The organism is Vibrio brasiliensis LMG 20546, assembly GCF_000189255.1.
In the GTDB taxonomy this organism is placed as follows: domain Bacteria; phylum Pseudomonadota; class Gammaproteobacteria; order Enterobacterales; family Vibrionaceae; genus Vibrio; species Vibrio brasiliensis.
The window spans coordinates 1-15895 of sequence record NZ_AEVS01000020.1 but is presented as its reverse complement, the minus strand read 5'-3'; the positions used below and the strand labels follow the sequence as shown (position 1 = coordinate 15895).

The window sequence follows — 15895 nt, the reverse complement described above, 5'->3', positions numbered from 1 at the left end:
TTAAAAGCTATATATTTCAATAATTTAAGCGTTTAATAATATACATGCCGAGCAACTTTTTGCTCGGTTCGAGCAAGATCTTGCTCAACTCAAGCAAGAAGTTGCCCGGAAGCAACAAGTGTACCAAAATTGAAAATTGAACAAATGATAGGGTTAGAGATTGCGCAAATTTGAGCGAACTGGCTTAGGCTGAAATCGCTTTTAGCCGTGTTTTGTGGCTGCTTTACTATTTACTTATCGCTGACGATTAATAAGCAGTGTTTGGCTGTAAGTGGTGTACACTTATAGGCTATCTATAAGAGAAACAAAGGCTTAATGGTTGAGGTGCTAATGAGACATCTAGCTAGTCGTATTTGGTTGTGTTCCTTGTTGGGACTCATTGTGCTGATGAGTGCGTCAGCGAGCTTCGTTGTGCATGCATCAGATGAATCACAACCTGTTGCTCCGTCAAAAACAGAGCGAACTCTGGAAAGAATTAACTTAGATTTAAAAGAGTTATCTGATGCTTTGCTAACGAGCAGTGGTCAGGAAAAGGATGCGCTGCAATTAAAGTTATTTCAAAAAAATGAGGAACTAAGGTCGGCGCTGGAAAATGCGATTGATCGTCAGTCACTGCCAAAACAGACCTTGATCACTCAGGTCGAGATGCAGCAGAACTACTCACAAGGTGCGACTACTTATCTTGAGGGAAAAATCAAAGATCTCAATGAGAAGATTAATGGTGCCAAAGATGAGGAACGCCTCACCTTGCTCAATGATTACCAAGAGTTACAGCACTATTTTGATAATGTCATTGAGTCAAGCTGGCAGAACATTGAATGGCTCAGCAAGCTCGGTGTAGATGAAACCGCCGCTACGGCAAGCTTTCGTGATCTAGTCAGTAAGCGACTCCGTCTTATCTCGGCCTCGGTTGAGTATTTCAATCAACAGATTGGTGTGGTTGGCAAGCAGTTATCTGCAAGCCCTGAATCAGAGAAGTCATCGCTTCAGTTGTCGCAACTGGTGATTAAGCAGCGCATGTCAATTGCGGTTGAAAGTCTCAGCTCTCTGATTTCTATCGCTGACCAGCTGGATATCAATACCTCGGAATACAAACGCCTGATGTTTGAAGTGACCGGGAGTATCACTCAGGATCTATTTGATGGTCAGGTGCTGATTTCTATTATTTCCCATTGGTCGACCAATATCTGGGATTGGTTAGCCAACAATGCACCACAGCATCTGTTCCAGCTATTCATCTTTTCGCTATTGCTACTTGCAACCAAGATGATGGCGAAGCTGACTCGTAAGGTGGTCAGTAAAACCGTGGTGTCGAAGAACCTTAAGCTTTCTCAATTGATGCAGGACTTCTTCGTCGGCATGTCGGGCAATATTGTCTGGGTGATCGGTATACTGGTTGCTTTGTCGCAAATTGGCCTTAACTTAGCGCCTGTACTAACTGGTTTCGGTATTGCTGGTGTCATTATCGGTTTCGCCTTGCAAGATACCTTATCCAACTTTGCTGCGGGTATGATGCTGCTAATTTACCGTCCATTTGATGTCGGTGATTTTGTCTTTGCCGGAGGCGTGGATGGTAAGGTAAGCCACATGAGCCTGGTCAATACAACGATCAAAACCTTTGATAACCAGATCATCATTATTCCGAACAGTAAGATTTGGGGCGATGTGATTAAAAACGTTACCCATGAACGTCTGCGCAGGGTAGATATGGTGTTTGGTATTGGTTATGGCGATGACCTGCTCAAAGCTGAGCGTGTGTTGACTGAGATTGTGACGGCTCACCCAGCAGTGCTACGCTCTCCTGAGCCAAATATCAAAGTTCATACCCTAAATACTTCGTCGGTCGACTTTATTGTTCGCCCATGGGTAAAAACCGATGATTATTGGGATGTTTACTGGGATGTGACCAAAGAGGTCAAGTTAAGGTTTGACCGCGAAGGGATTTCCATTCCTTTCCCTCAACAGGATGTTCACTTGCATATGGTCAAAGAGAACCAGCTTAATCAAGAATAAACAGAGAGCGCCATCAGGCGCTCTTTTTTATGCTTCTATCTCTTCAAAGAAAGTAATCGTCGGCTCTTCAGCTAACACGCCGTCCAGCTGACTAATCAAATGCTGAAAGTAAGGCTGCTGACAATGGAAGTCGAAAGCTGACTGGTCGGCAAACTGCTCCTGAAAAACGAAACGACCTGCGACCTTACTATCCTGAAGTAAGCGATATGAGATGCAGCCGGGTTCGTTACGTGTTGGTTCAATAAGTGCAGTCAGTAGTGACAACAGATGTTGCTCTGAACCTGACTTAGCGTTGAATTCGGCGGTGAGATTAATCATGGTGATTCCCTTTATAAGTAACGGCCTTGACGCTGAAGGAATTCAATCTTGTATCCATCAGGGTCAGTAATAAAAAAGAAAGTGGCGAAGTGAGTGCCGTTGTGGTCAAAGGCTTTGACATCAGAGGCTTCAATACCTAGTTCGGTAATGCGTCGATGTGCCTGCTCTATATTCTCTACACTGACGGCAAGGTGACCATAACCACTACCATGGCTATATGCTTCTTGTTGGTCATGGTTATGTGTCAGTTCGAGTTCGAAACCAGTTTCTGTGTTAGCCAGATAAGTTAAGCTAAAGCCATCAAATACAAACTGATCTTTGACCTCTAACTCAAGGGCTTGACGATAGAATGAGATCGACTGGTCAAGGTCTTTAACCCTGACCATGGAGTGAATAAGTTTTGTCATAACTACCTCTTAATCTTGATGCTGCAAGCTTAGAGGCAGGTGGGAGCGGTTTGGTAGTACCGGAGTACGACAGGCTAGATTTTTTGTCCGTGCTGGTTCAGTTGTTGTTTAACCATCTCCATCACGTTGTCAGGATGGCGAAGATAAATCAGGCAGGCGCAGCGCAATAGTGAGGTGAAGTTGTTAATCTCGCCATTGTGTTGCAAGGCTTCATTATGAATAGTGCTGATGAAGCGAGCTAATGTCAGATCTTGTTGTTCGGCGATCTCTTCGAGGATTTGCCAAAAACTCGCTTCTAGCTTGATGCTGGTAGCATGACCATCAATCCGGATAGAGCGGGCAATAGTTTGGTAGTTTTCCTGAGGTTGCTGAGAGAATATTTCACACATAAATGACGGCCTGAGCAGGGAAAACGGACATTTTTAACTGCTTCAGTGGTGAGAGTCAATTTTCGCCAAGGATAAAAAACGCCCCGAAGGGCGCTAAGTAGTGCGAGTTTTAATTAATCGTGTTATTTCACTTGTTGTTTAATGAACTCACCTAGCTCTGAGTGGTGCATGATTTTCGACACTGGCAGAATCTTATCTGCTGGTCCCCAGGCAAACACATTCACTGGTGTATGAGTATGTGTACCTGTACCCCAAACGATGTTTTGCCCCGTTGCCTGTTCACGTGCAAGTAGGTTGCCGCGGTCGTTGTAAGGGAAGAAAGCGTCAAAATCATTAATCGCCGGAACCTGTTCTTCAGCTAAGTACTTATGCTGCGCCAAACGGTAGGGATTTGGTTTACTCGCTAGGACGTTTTTCGCTTGCTCGGCTGTGATTGGGAATTCGCTATTGCTATTCACGATCTCTGCTAGCTTCTCTGGTGTTTGTTGCGCTTTGTCCAGTTTCTGGAACTCGCTGATCATGCCATAGTAGCTCTGTTTCTGATTGTAGAGGCCATCAAGAATATCAAAGGCACCAAAGTTAAAGTTAGGTGCGTAATCGCGCTTAGTAAATGCTTCACCGGAACGTTTTTGCGGCTTTGGTAAATCTTTCGATGAGTAACTAAAGCCGAATGAGCCAGTTTCGTGGTCTGCGGTAACAATGATTAGCGTGTCGTCACGACCTTGTGCCCACTCATAAACAGACTGTACTGCTTCATCGAATTTGATCATTTCATGCAGCATAGTACCGGCATCGTTGCTGTGACCAGCCCAGTCGATCTGACCACCCTCAACCATAAGGAAGAAGCCATCTTTGTCTTTTGACAAGATGCTAAGCGCTTTATCAGTCATCTCTTTTAGGCTTGGCTGAGTGCGTTCAACACTGTCTTTGCTGTTGCTGTACGCAATACCATCATCCATGCCTGAGTACGCGAACAGGCCAAGTAGTTTGTCACCGTCAGCTTTATCCATCATGGTGCGGTTAAATGCCAGCTGGTAGCCGTCATCTTTTGCTTCGGTAATCAGGTTACGCTCGTCTTTACGCTTAGATTTCAGGTAAACGTCACCTTGAGTGAGTGTTTCCAGAGCCTTGTAGGTAGCGCCTTTTTCGTTGGTTGATTTCGGGATCCAGTGACGCAGGCCACCAGACAACATCACATCGACGCTAGTCTCTAGCATATCGGCAGCGATATCGTTCTCTAATGAACGATGCGGCTGATGAGCTGCAAATGCAGCCGGAGTCGCATGGGTCATGCGAGTATCCGAAACTAAACCTGTCGCTTTACCAACGCGTTTGGCTTGTTCTAATACAGTCTCAACATGGTTGCCTTGTGAGTCGACACCAATGACTTCAGAACCCGTGTAAATACCAGTAGCCAGCATCGTTGCTGAACAGGCTGAATCGACAACTATTGCGTCTTCTGGATGAGTGAGTGAAGAACCTATCACACCTTCCTGTGCCAGCTTATAAAGGGCCGTTGTATTGCCTTTGTAAATTGAGTTAGGCGCCTGGTTTGCGTATGTTTCTAGCAGACCAACCTGTTGCGGACCCATGCCGTCACCAATCATCAGGATAACGTTTTTGATTTCTGCAGAAAGTGCGTTAAAAGAGAGAGCAGAAGTGGCTACAGCGGCAATAATAGGTTTAGTTAAGTGCTTCATTGCATTGTCCTTATTTCTAAAAGCGACACGATTAAAACACCGATTTATGGCAGAGATGTTTCACATTTATTGCATAAATATAAAATTGAGCTTTTATTCGATTTTGACCACAGCAATAAAAAAAGCTCACAAAACGGTGAGCTTTGACTTAAGGAAGGAGAAAAGCAATGACTAAAGAATCGGTCTAGTTTGCTGCTGCATTGACGACAGCCAGATTGAATTCACTGCGAGCATTCTGAGCCTGCTCTGACGCTGCAACTTTGGCATCCTGAGCCTTTGATACTGCATCAAGCGCACTTTGAAGCTCATCTTGCAGTTCTTGAGGGAGATGATGGTCTGAGAACTCTTCTTCTCCATCATGTTCTAATGCGAATGCGCGAATACGTTTTTTCACTTTCATCACGTTAGCAAGCGCTTCACGTTCTAGCTCAGCTGCTTCTTGCGCTGCATCACGACTACGTTCAAAACGCGCTAATGCCATACCTTCAGAAGACCAAGGATCCATTTCTGGCAGGTCTTCGATGTTGATTGTCGGCTCAACATAATCTTCCTGATGACGTAGATCGAGGCTGGTAGCGCGAACCGCTGAAATCATCAACATCACAGAGATACCAAGTAGTGGCAGACCGCCAACAATCGCAGCAGTTTGTAGTGTACTTAAGCCACCCAGGAACATCAGTACCGTTGGCAGGAATGACAGAGTGAAAGCCCAGAACATACGGTTCCAACGCATTGGCTCTTCAGTGACATTGTTTTGAACTACTGAAGCCAGAATGTATGAAATAGAGTCAAACGTTGTTGCGGTGAAGATAATACACAGAATCGTGAACACGGCGATAACCGCGGTGCCCATTGGCAGTGAACTCAACATAGAGAAGATCGCTTTGGTTGCGCCTTCACTATTAAGAATACCGACTACATCCAGCTCTCCTGATAGCTGCAGTGACAGACCATAGTTGCCGAGAATCATAAAGAACAGGAAACAGCCCATAGAGCCAAAGAAAATCGAGCCTGAAACCATCTGTTTAATCGTACGACCGCGAGAAATACGTGCCACGAACAGACCCATACTAGGAGCGAATACTAACCACCAAGCCCAGTAGAAAATGGTCCAGTCTTGTGGGAAGTGGGTATTATCAAAGGTACCGTAACCACCGAATGGTTCAGCCCAGGTCGCCATAACAAAGAAATTGGACAACATGCGACCGATTGAGTCTAAGCCCGTTTCCAGCATGAAAATGGTCGGTCCTGCTGCAAGGACGAAAGCGAGCAGACCCATCGCACCCCAGAAGTTGATGTTACTCAGCACCTTAATCCCTTTCTCCATACCGGCGTAAGAAGAGTAGGCAAAAATTGCGGTACAGATAAGCAATACAACAATCTGGCTAAATGTGGTTTGTGGAATACCGAACAGGAAGTTTAGGCCTTCACCAATAAGCGGGGCTGCTAAGCCTAGTGTCGTTGCCGCACCACCTAACAGGCCGAAGATAAACAGCACATCAACGATTTTACCAGCAGCGCCTTTGGTGCGCTCTTCGCCTAATACCGGCATTAGTGCGCTGGATACTTTCAATACTGGTTGTTTGCGAACATAGAAGAAGTAAGCGATTGGCAGGGCAGGGATTAGGTAAATTGCCCAAGCGATTGGTCCCCAGTGGAAAAGACCGTAGGTGGCAGCCCAGCGAACGGCTTCTTCGCTACCTGGTTCCAGTTGGAACGGCGGAGACTGGTAGTAATAAGCCCACTCGATGCAGCCCCAATAGAGGATACTGGCGCCGATACCACCACAGAACAGCATTGCCGCCCATGACGCAGTGGCAAATTCTGGTTCTTCGTCCGGGTCGCCCAGTTTGATTTGTCCCATGTCACTGAAAACGACATAGATCATGAAGAAAAAAGCACCTAGGCCAAGGGCCAGGTAGAGGAAACCGAGTTTATCGGTCATAAATGTTTTTGCTACAGCAATCCAATCTGCCCCTTGTTGAGGGAATAAGATCAAAGGAAAGACAATCGCAAGAAGGAGGGCGATAGCACCGAAAAAAGTCGGTTTATCAATAAGTGAAAATGAGTTGCGCACAGTTGATTTCCATAATTATGAGTACCTTAATTATGGATTCGCTGTGCTTTTATCGACAAACGAAGTTATTTGTCGACATGAGTAAAGGCGTTGATAGAAAACGTCTCTACTGGCACACAATTAAATGAGAGCCAGTAGAATGCCTCCAACGGTTGCCGCTGCGGAAAGATATTGCCCCGCAGAATATGAACCGTCTTCCTCTTCTTCAATCTTGTCTGGGTGGTCCATACCTAGTGCGCCGTGAGCAAACGACTCCACTTTATCCCCGACCGATTTGTTTTCGTCCTTCGCCTGAACGCCTTCTTTCTCTATTTCCTGCAATGCGGCAAGCAGTGCCTTTCCTTCCTCAGAAAGAGTCACTTTATTTTGCTCAACCTTAAGAGGAGCAGGACCAGAAGTAGTATTTGCTGCATTGGCTTGAGGTTTTACCTGCTGGGTAGGGGACAGCTTAGCTGGCTCCATTCCTACTGGGGTCATAATGATCTCCTTACATCATCCTCAGACAATATATCGGCTGCTTGATGAAAAACTTGTGCACAATATGCAAAATTTGTATGAAAAAAGACCAAGCATAAACCGTGCCTAGTTATTATCTCGTTAATACTTTTTAACAATGCATCACCAGGCTGGGTATGAAGAGCAAAATCGATGCCTACTTGCAGCTAAGGCTGTCGTTTCTCTTGGTTAAGTGGTGGTATGCCGCGATGCGATTCTCTTGTTTTACATAGCGTACCGGAGGCGCTAGTACCTGAAGTAGATAATCTTCATTGTCAGAGTTGACGGATGCAGGTTCACTGGTGGGAGTAATCACAACCACGTTGAGCTCGGGCATTCTGCGTAAGATTGACGTTTTGATCCCCAGCCCTTGCTCGGTGTGGAATTTACCTGCGATATGCACGACCTGATGATCGGGATGGTGACGAATGTAATCAGTAATCGATTCGGCCATGGTCTCATCCCAAGTGACCTGCGCGGCGAACTGACGCTCGGTCTGCTCTGGCTTACCATGATGCATCGATGCCATAAACTTGTCTTTATATCGGCTTGGACCTGTCTCTACGTTTCGTGCCAGATAGGCTCTGTCGTCAGCATCGAGTTTATCCAGATAAGCTATACCTTGACGGCCAATACAGCGCACGATGGGTTTAGGAGCGTTAGCGGCCAGGACTTGCATTGAGTTCGCCTTTGCTAATTCGATCAGAGGTCGATAATCACTTTCATAGTTTGGCCAGCCGTTGCCAGTTTTGATCAGAGTCTGCTCGCCAATTTCACCATTGAGATACGCATCGATGACGGATTGTTTGTCCCGTGAAAATTGCTCCATTGAAAGGGCAAGTTGCGGATTGTCCAACACAAGCTGTTTAACTATGTCGGTTTGAAAACGATGAATTGCGCTATGGGTGTGCCATTCGCCGATTAATATCACATCGGCATCAGTCAGTACCGTTGGTAGTGAGCTAACTGAAATGGGCTGGTTAGCCGGTGTGTAAAGTTGGTAATCGTAGAAAGTGGTGACTTTTTGCTGGTCAGAAGAGTGAACGCCTGATGAGCAAGCGCTAAGGGCTAGACAACTAAAAAGTACGCCAATCAACCGGGTCATGATAACAGCCTCCATTAAACTGAGCGGCAATAGTAATGGAGACTGTCGGTGAACTCAATGAAAACGAGAATGGTTCTCAATTTTGGGTTTGTTGCTTGCGATAAACACGAATCATAAAGTCAGCCTCACATTGAAAAAGTGTAGCTGATTTTAGTCTTTGCTTAAGCTCTTCATTTGCTTTCCAGGCGAACGGAGTCATCTGCAGCAGGTCGAAGCCATCACCATCGCTCAGTTGCATCATATAGCTTAGTTTCTCCTCGTGCTCTAGAGCGAAGCCTTCAATCGATTCTGCCTCTTCACTATGTAACCGCACGTCAGGATAGATTTCATCGCGGAGTTGGTACAAATGGCGACCCGCGGGGGTCACCGTGACGACGATACCCTTATCAGCGATGACGCGATTTAGCTCCTGAGCATTGCACGGAGCGTAAATACGTAAAATTGCGTCCAGGCTTTGTTCAGCAAATGGCAACCTGTGGCTGGAGGCAACAGAGAAGTGGCAATTCGGGTAGCGCTTTGCCGCATAGCGAATGGCAACTTTCGAGATGTCTAATCCATAAGTGACGGAATTCGCGTTCTGTTGAGTCAGAGCATCAGATACTTCTGTCGTGTAATAGCCTTCGCCACAACCAATATCCAACAGGCGGTGTTCGCTGTTGATCAGTAGTTCCGAAATCAGAGCTGCCACTCGCTGTTTGAGCGGTTGATAGTGGTCTTTCTCCAGAAAGCGTCGGCGAGCCTGCATCATTTCCTTGTTATCACCGGGATCTTTAGAACGCTTATGCTGGACTGGCATCAGGTTGAGGTAACCTTCTTTGGCCAGATCAAATGCATGATTGTTCTCACAGCGAAAAGTACGCTCGTTGCGTGAAAGAGTTTGGTGACATAAAGGACAGGTGTAAGACATAAATGGCTCTAATCGAAACTGAGTGGGCGAAGTTTATCAGGAAGCACAGCAGCAGACTAGCGGTGAGCGGATATGAATAAGGGCAACACACCAGCGTTGCCCTTAGGGTTAGAGAATGAGCTGTTATAGACCCTTGTTAGTGGAAGAAGTCTACTTGCTGTTTGAGCGAAGCAGCTTGTTTGATCAGATGCTCAGCACTTTCCGTCGTTTTGGCGCTCGTTTCACGGCTTTCTCGATTTAACTCACTGATCGAGTTGGCATTCGTCGCAATCTCTTGCGATACGTTAGCCTGTTCTTCTGAAGTGGCGGCAATAGTATCTGCTTGTCCAGCGATTGACTGAACCTGAGACGCGATAGCTTCAAGCGCTACGCCAGCTTCCTGAGCCTTATCCAGAACCTGATTAGCATTGACCTGGCTTTGTGACATCAGTTGAACGGCGTTATTGGTTGAGCTCTTAAGCTGTTCAATGATAGTCACAACATCCTGAACCGACGTTTGAGTTCGATGGGCTAGGGTACGAACTTCATCAGCAACAACGGCAAAACCACGTCCTTGTTCGCCAGCACGAGCTGCTTCGATCGCCGCGTTCAGTGCCAGCAGGTTAGTTTGCTCTGCAATCTCATCGATCATCTTAGTGACGGTCTGGATCGCTTCGCTATCCGAGTTCACTTGTTCTATTGCTTTAGCTGAGTTGTCTAACTGATCGTTTAACTGAGCGACATCGATACAAACATTTTCAACGACCTCAAGTCCTGACTGACTATCCTGATTGGTTAGACGAACATTTTCTGCAATCGCTTCTACTTGCTGAGCAACTGCCTGCGCCGAAGAGGCCATCTCTTCGATTGCGGTAGCCACTTGCTCGACTTGTTGCTGCTGAAGGTCTGACTGGCTCAGATTACGTTGTGCATCGCCAGAAACGCTCTGTGACGCTTGCTGAACAGAATCGCTGGTGGAACGGATTTCTCCAACCAAGGTGTTTAACTGGGTGGCCATATTGGCTACGCCGTTACTCAGGTTGATGATTTCGTTTTTCGACGCTTTACCTGTCGAAGGAATATCAAGACTGACTTCACCTTTCGCTAAACGAGTCATATAGCCATTCAGTACCGTTAACGGCTTAAGATTGCGGTTAAGGAAAACCGTCAGGATGATGAAGGTGATGATAGCAACCACTGTTGCGATAGTAATAATCAGCTTGAGTAAAGTGTCACTACCCTTGGTGACTTCTTTAATGAAGGTTCCGCCAAGGAGTTTCCAGTTCCAGCCCGGTACTTCCGTGTAGACAAGGTATTTTTCACCAACTGTACCCTGATATTCATAAGGGTAGCGAATTAGCCCACTCTCTTGCTCGAAAATCTGATGGAAAGGTTTGTTACCATCGTAGTCACTCACTTCGATGATTGAAGGCGCATTCTCGTCATGGACAGGGTGAAGGAGATATTTACCTAAATTGTCTTCGCGGTTATCAACCACAATCGTGTATCCGGTATCACCCCATGTGATTGAACTCAGCGATTTATACAAATCTTGTGTTGCCTGCTCGACAGGTAAGCCAATGAAAGAGATACCGTTAACTTTACCTGATGCATCCTTAATTGGCGCATAGTAGGTGATGTAGCTATCACCAAATAGCTTCACTTGTGCATAGTAAGGTTGACCGCTGATAAGTTGGCGGTAGCCTGGATGGTTTTTACCCAATGTGGTGCCAACGACACGTTGACCGGAAGGGTTTTTCAGAGAAGTCGACACGCGAACGAAATCGCCGTTTAAAGGTGCGAATAGAGTGGCAACGGCGCCAGTATCACGGGTAAAGCTATCAACCAGTTTGGTATCACCAATCAGGCTTTCGCCGTATTGGGTAATATTCGGTAGTGATTTGCCATTAAAATCGACGTTATAGTCTTCGACATAGACGCCCGCTAAATAGCCATTTCTAAACGTCGACTCAAGCACCTTGGCTGTGTGAAGGTAAGCATCAAATTGTCCAGCGATAGTCATTGCCATCGCTTCGACTTCAGATTGGTGACCTTTTAACGTTGTGTCTAGCAACACATTTGAGGCATTTCGGTATACCAGTGTTGCCGTGCCAGCGAATGAAACCAGTAAACATAGTAATATCACTAACTTAAGCTGGAAGCCTACGCTTTGGTTTTTAAGTTTTTCTAGCATCTTTTATGATCCCGTCTTAAAGACTTTGTTATGGTTCAAATGTGATCTGTTGTGCAGCAAGTGAAGCAACAATAGTAATGAGTTATGTGTAATTTGAATTTGATTCATATTAATCATTTAAGTGATAACTTAAACAATTAGTTACAAAGTCTGTTCACAACTGATTAGAAAGACCGCAGAAAAGAAGAATTGATTTCGAAGAAAAAGAATGTCGCAGGAAAAACGCCTGCGACACAGAGGTTAGTTTGCTGAAATAGTGGTAACCAAGTGATGAACTTCACCTGGCATGAGTTGTTTACCTTGCTCAAGAGAAGGTGCGTGAAGGGTTGATTCGACACACAAGAAAGTTTTGTAACCTTCATCTGACATATCTGCCATTGATTGCGCACCAGCGGCCCACGGGTTCCAAAGCACTGCTGAATTATGGCCCTCGTTCTCGATTTTAATTGTGCGGCTAAACACTGGATCTTGAACGCGAATTTCTGCTTCCGGCTTAGTGTAAACCCGATCAATTGTGTCGGTCAGTTTCAATACTTCACCACCCGTACAAAGTTTGCCTGATTGAAGGCTATCAATGTACTCAGAACCCATACCTTTGGTCTCTGCCTGAGTAATATCACCCAGATTAAGATAAGTGTGCAGGGCACCGGAGAACAGCCAGGCTTTATCGTCGGTGTTGGTTACCTTCAGAGTGACTGTGAGCTGTTCCTTCACTTCAACGATAAGGCGAGCATCGAACTTATTCGGCCAAATTGCGTGAGTCTCTTCGCTATCACAAAGACCCAGCTCAACGATTACGCCTTGTTCATTTTCTCTATGCTCAATGAGTTGCCATTGAGACGAACGGGCAAAGCCATGAGCGGGTGCTGCAATGCGGCCAAACCAAGGCCAGCAGACAGGAATGCCGCCACGTAGTGCAGCGCTACCGTCAAAGATAGCCTCTTCGCTCATCCAGATTAGCTCTGGCTGACCTGCAGGTTGAAACGAAACAACATGACCACCGTGCAGTGCAATACCCGCAGTGGCTTTATCATGAATTATGCGAACGATTTTAACCTTGTCTTTTTCAACGATAGTGACGTTATCGGAAAGAACGGTTAAAGCAGGTAATTGAGTTAAATTCATTCTATTGTCCCTGATTAGAGAAATTACATTCAATTGTTCACTAGGGTTGCAATGAACAAGTGGGTGTAACCCCAATGGCATTATCAAACCAACAGATACTAAAAAGGCGACTCAAGAGCCGCCTTTTCTTTAACGAAATTCTTCGCTAAACGCTTTCTAAGTAGAGATTACTTAGAGATGTGAGCGATTAGGTCTAGAACTTTGTTTGAGTAACCGATTTCGTTGTCGTACCAAGATACAACTTTAACGAAGTTATCAGTTAGAGCGATACCAGCTTTAGCATCGAATACTGAAGTTTGAACTTCACCGATGAAGTCTTGAGAAACAACTTGGTCTTCAGTGTAGCCTAGAACGCCTTTTAGTTCGCCTTCAGAAGCTTCTTTCATTGCTGCACAGATAGCTTCGTAAGATGCGCCTTTCTCTAGGTTAACTGTTAGGTCAACTACAGAAACGTTAGCTGTTGGTACGCGGAAAGCCATACCAGTTAGTTTGCCGTTTAGTTCTGGAAGAACAACGCCTACAGCTTTAGCAGCACCAGTTGAAGATGGGATGATGTTCTGAGAAGCACCACGACCACCGCGCCAGTCTTTAGCAGAAGGACCGTCTACAGTTTTTTGAGTCGCTGTAGTAGCGTGAACTGTAGTCATAAGACCAGAAACGATACCGAACTTGTCGTTAAGAACTTTAGCAACAGGTGCTAGACAGTTAGTAGTACAAGAAGCGTTAGAAACGATGTCTTGACCTTCGTAAGTAGAGTGGTTAACACCCATTACGAACATTGGAGTCGCGTCTTTAGAAGGACCAGTTAGAACAACTTTCTTAGCGCCAGCTGTGATGTGCTTACGTGCAGTCTCGTCTGTTAGGAAAAGACCAGTAGCTTCAGCTACAACGTCAACACCGATTTCGTCCCACTTAAGATCTTCTGGGTTACGCTCAGCAGTAACACGTACAGTCTTACCGTTAACGATTAGGTTACCACCTTCAACTTCAACAGTACCGTTGAAACGGCCGTGAGTTGAGTCGTACTTAAGCATGTATGCCATGTAGTCTACATCGATAAGATCGTTGATACCTACTACTTCGATGTCTGCGCGCTCTTGCGCTGCACGGAATACGAAACGACCGATACGGCCAAAACCGTTAATACCTACTTTGATAGTCATTATAGTTGCTCCACAACTTAATTTCTGATTAAAGATAACTGGTAGTAAAATTACAGAATCCAGTCAAAATCTGCAACAGATAATCGGACTTAACTTGTTTAAAGTCAAAAAAAAGCGTCGCTTTTTTTCACAATTAGTCGCAAATGGTTATGTTTTGAACGGATTACTGGTTTTTTCCCTAACCAGTTGACGTAAAATAGTTCAGATGTTGACAGCGCTGCTGAAAGTTTAACCATCCTGTTATGGTCTCAAAGTATGTGCTACAAAGGTTATTGTTCGCAAGTTTTTCGCGAAAAAAGTCATAATAAAAAATGAGAATGTGGAGATTTAAGTCCGTGAAACATAAGATAGAAAAGGTTGTGAAGCCTGATGAATACTGGCGTGAGACGCTCTCCAATGAGGAGTATCGTGTATGTCGGGAGCAGGGGACAGAAGCGCCGTTCTCTGGCAAGTTACTTCATAATAAACAAACAGGTATCTACGCCTGTACCTGTTGTCAGGCCCCGCTGTTTACCTCTGATAACAAGTATGACTCTGGCTGTGGCTGGCCGAGCTTTGATGCCCCTGTCAATAATGAGGCTATTCGCTATTTAGAAGATCTTAGTCACGGAATGGTGAGAACTGAGATTAGGTGCGCAGCTTGTGATAGCCACTTGGGTCACGTTTTTCCGGATGGTCCGCAAACGACAGGTGAAAGATTCTGCGTTAATTCAGTGTCGTTAATTTTCAACAATTCATAAAAAAGCGGTGAATTAATCACCGCTGTTTGTTTTATCCTTACAATAGATGGTTGGCTTCTATTTGAATCTTGGTATCACCGATACATTAAAGGAGCCACTATCTATCATCTCTTCAACTTTCTCTGCAATATCGTCTAACTGTTGGTAGGTACTGCTATCAAAGCCGTACAGCAACTGAAGTTCGCTTTGTGACGCGATAGGTACCTCAAACCTTTGTGCAACCATAGTCCAGATATAGGCTTCCTCTTTCATGCCGAGACGATAGGTGGTACTCGCCAGAGATTTAAAGATCTCCGTGTTAACACCGCCACGTTTGGTCAACTCTAGAGCATGGAGTAATAATTGGCGTGTTTTGGCCTGGTCACGGCTGGTGTAGAAGGTGGCAAGCGCATATTGCATCTCGGCACTTTCCAGAGCCTGAGTCCCTTCGAGTTGCAAAAATGAACGTCTGGCTTGATCGCTGCCGGTTTGACTCCAAAGGAAGTAGAGCGATTGCGGAGATTGTGATTTTTCCAGGCGAGCCACTATGGTCTCAAGGTCCTGACCTGAATTAATCAAAGCATCAAAGCGGCGTTGCTTCAGCCCAGATTGATCAATAGGCTGAATTTGTGACGCCAACTCGAGGCACTTTTTATACTCGGCAAGTAGCATGTACTCTTTGATGTAATTATCGTCGCTAGGGTTTTTCAGAACTTCAAAACGATGCCAAATGAGATCAGTACGAGGTACTCGGCACTGACCGTCACCCACATTAAGCCTTTCACACTGAAGTGCAGGGTTGTCATTGCAAAGCTGCTCAGTGTTCTTGTTACCTTCGAAACACCCGCTAAGAGCAATACTGGCGCTCAGTAGGGTGAGGACATTTGTTAGTTTCATATTATTATTGCTTGTGATCCGTTACGCTTATTATTAGCAGTTGCCTTGACTCAAGCTCCCAGCCAGTTAATGTTCGTCTATCTTGATTGATTATAGGATATACCATGGACGCAGAGCAGTTAATTAACGCCATCACACCCGAGGCATATGAGCGTCTACTTTTTGCTGTAGAAACAGGCAAGTGGCCTGAGGGTAACGCACTTTCGCAACAGCAGCGAGATTCTTGTATGCAGGCTGTGATGTTGTATCAATCTAAACACAATTCAGATGCTCAGCACATGACGGTTGCTCAGGGTGGTGAGATCAGCTTCAAGTCAAAAGCGGAGTTGAAGAAGCAATTCCAGCACGGTCAGGAAGATATTGTCCGCGTTAATCCGAATGATTAGTTAGTTGATAAACATAAAAAA

Annotated in this window: 15 protein-coding genes; 3 read left to right on the top strand and 12 right to left on the bottom strand. The window is 45.4% G+C overall.

Annotation, left to right across the window (positions count from 1 at the left end; all coding sequences use genetic code 11):
- Positions 1 to 330 precede the first annotated feature (330 nt).
- A complete protein-coding gene (locus RH46_RS04290; RefSeq protein ID WP_040895140.1) occupies positions 331 to 2013 on the top strand; it encodes a mechanosensitive ion channel family protein in 1683 nt (560 codons plus the stop codon).
- Positions 2014 to 2040: 27 nt separating this feature from the next.
- Here RH46_RS04290 and RH46_RS04285 read toward each other — a convergent pair whose 3' ends face one another.
- The 11 genes from RH46_RS04285 to gap form a co-directional block, all read right to left on the bottom strand.
- The gene (locus RH46_RS04285; protein WP_006878179.1) at positions 2041 to 2331 is read right to left on the bottom strand and encodes a putative quinol monooxygenase; all 291 of its coding nucleotides are present in this window, start codon (positions 2329 to 2331) and stop codon (positions 2041 to 2043) included.
- Positions 2332 to 2342: 11 nt separating this feature from the next.
- A complete protein-coding gene (locus tag RH46_RS04280; protein WP_006878178.1) occupies positions 2343 to 2738 on the bottom strand; it encodes a VOC family protein in 396 nt (131 codons plus the stop codon).
- Between the two features lie 74 nt (positions 2739 to 2812).
- Positions 2813 to 3127 carry a ribbon-helix-helix domain-containing protein gene (locus RH46_RS04275; protein ID WP_006878177.1) on the bottom strand — a complete coding sequence of 105 codons (315 nt, stop codon included), beginning with the start codon at positions 3125 to 3127 and terminating at the stop codon, positions 2813 to 2815.
- Between the two features lie 122 nt (positions 3128 to 3249).
- Entirely contained in the window at positions 3250 to 4827 is a 1578-nt protein-coding gene (locus RH46_RS04270) for an alkaline phosphatase (RefSeq protein WP_006878176.1), read from the bottom strand.
- A 184-nt stretch (positions 4828 to 5011) separates the two neighbouring features.
- Positions 5012 to 6904 carry a BCCT family transporter gene (locus RH46_RS04265; protein WP_006878175.1) on the bottom strand — a complete coding sequence of 631 codons (1893 nt, stop codon included), beginning with the start codon at positions 6902 to 6904 and terminating at the stop codon, positions 5012 to 5014.
- Between the two features lie 120 nt (positions 6905 to 7024).
- Entirely contained in the window at positions 7025 to 7381 is a 357-nt protein-coding gene (locus RH46_RS04260; protein WP_006878174.1) for a hypothetical protein, read from the bottom strand.
- Positions 7382 to 7556: 175 nt separating this feature from the next.
- Positions 7557 to 8504, bottom strand: a complete 948-nt coding sequence (locus RH46_RS04255; protein WP_006878173.1) for a ChaN family lipoprotein — start codon at positions 8502 to 8504, stop codon at positions 7557 to 7559.
- Positions 8505 to 8580: 76 nt separating this feature from the next.
- A complete protein-coding gene (gene rlmA, locus RH46_RS04250) occupies positions 8581 to 9411 on the bottom strand; it encodes a 23S rRNA (guanine(745)-N(1))-methyltransferase (RefSeq protein ID WP_006878172.1) in 831 nt (276 codons plus the stop codon).
- A gap of 136 nt (positions 9412 to 9547) precedes the next feature.
- Positions 9548 to 11584: a methyl-accepting chemotaxis protein gene (locus tag RH46_RS04245; protein WP_006878171.1), complete on the bottom strand. Its 2037-nt coding sequence runs from the start codon at positions 11582 to 11584 to the stop codon at positions 9548 to 9550.
- Between the two features lie 240 nt (positions 11585 to 11824).
- Entirely contained in the window at positions 11825 to 12709 is an 885-nt protein-coding gene (locus RH46_RS04240) for a D-hexose-6-phosphate mutarotase (protein WP_006878170.1), read from the bottom strand.
- 167 nt (positions 12710 to 12876) lie between these two features.
- Positions 12877 to 13872 (bottom strand): type I glyceraldehyde-3-phosphate dehydrogenase, encoded by a 996-nt coding sequence (gap, locus tag RH46_RS04235; RefSeq protein ID WP_006878169.1) that lies wholly within the window; start codon positions 13870 to 13872, stop codon positions 12877 to 12879.
- Positions 13873 to 14183: 311 nt separating this feature from the next.
- On the opposite strand from gap, the gene msrB reads away from it, so the two are divergent.
- Positions 14184 to 14612: a peptide-methionine (R)-S-oxide reductase MsrB gene (msrB, locus tag RH46_RS04230; RefSeq protein WP_086013106.1), complete on the top strand. Its 429-nt coding sequence runs from the start codon at positions 14184 to 14186 to the stop codon at positions 14610 to 14612.
- Between the two features lie 57 nt (positions 14613 to 14669).
- Here the strand turns inward: msrB and RH46_RS04225 are convergent, their stop codons facing one another.
- Positions 14670 to 15488, bottom strand: coding sequence for a DUF2989 domain-containing protein (locus RH46_RS04225; protein ID WP_006878167.1), 819 nt, complete (start codon positions 15486 to 15488; stop codon positions 14670 to 14672).
- A 104-nt stretch (positions 15489 to 15592) separates the two neighbouring features.
- Here RH46_RS04225 and RH46_RS04220 point away from each other — a divergent pair, with 104 nt between their 5' ends.
- Positions 15593 to 15874: a YeaC family protein gene (locus RH46_RS04220; RefSeq protein WP_006878166.1), complete on the top strand. Its 282-nt coding sequence runs from the start codon at positions 15593 to 15595 to the stop codon at positions 15872 to 15874.
- Positions 15875 to 15895: the final 21 nt, after the last annotated feature.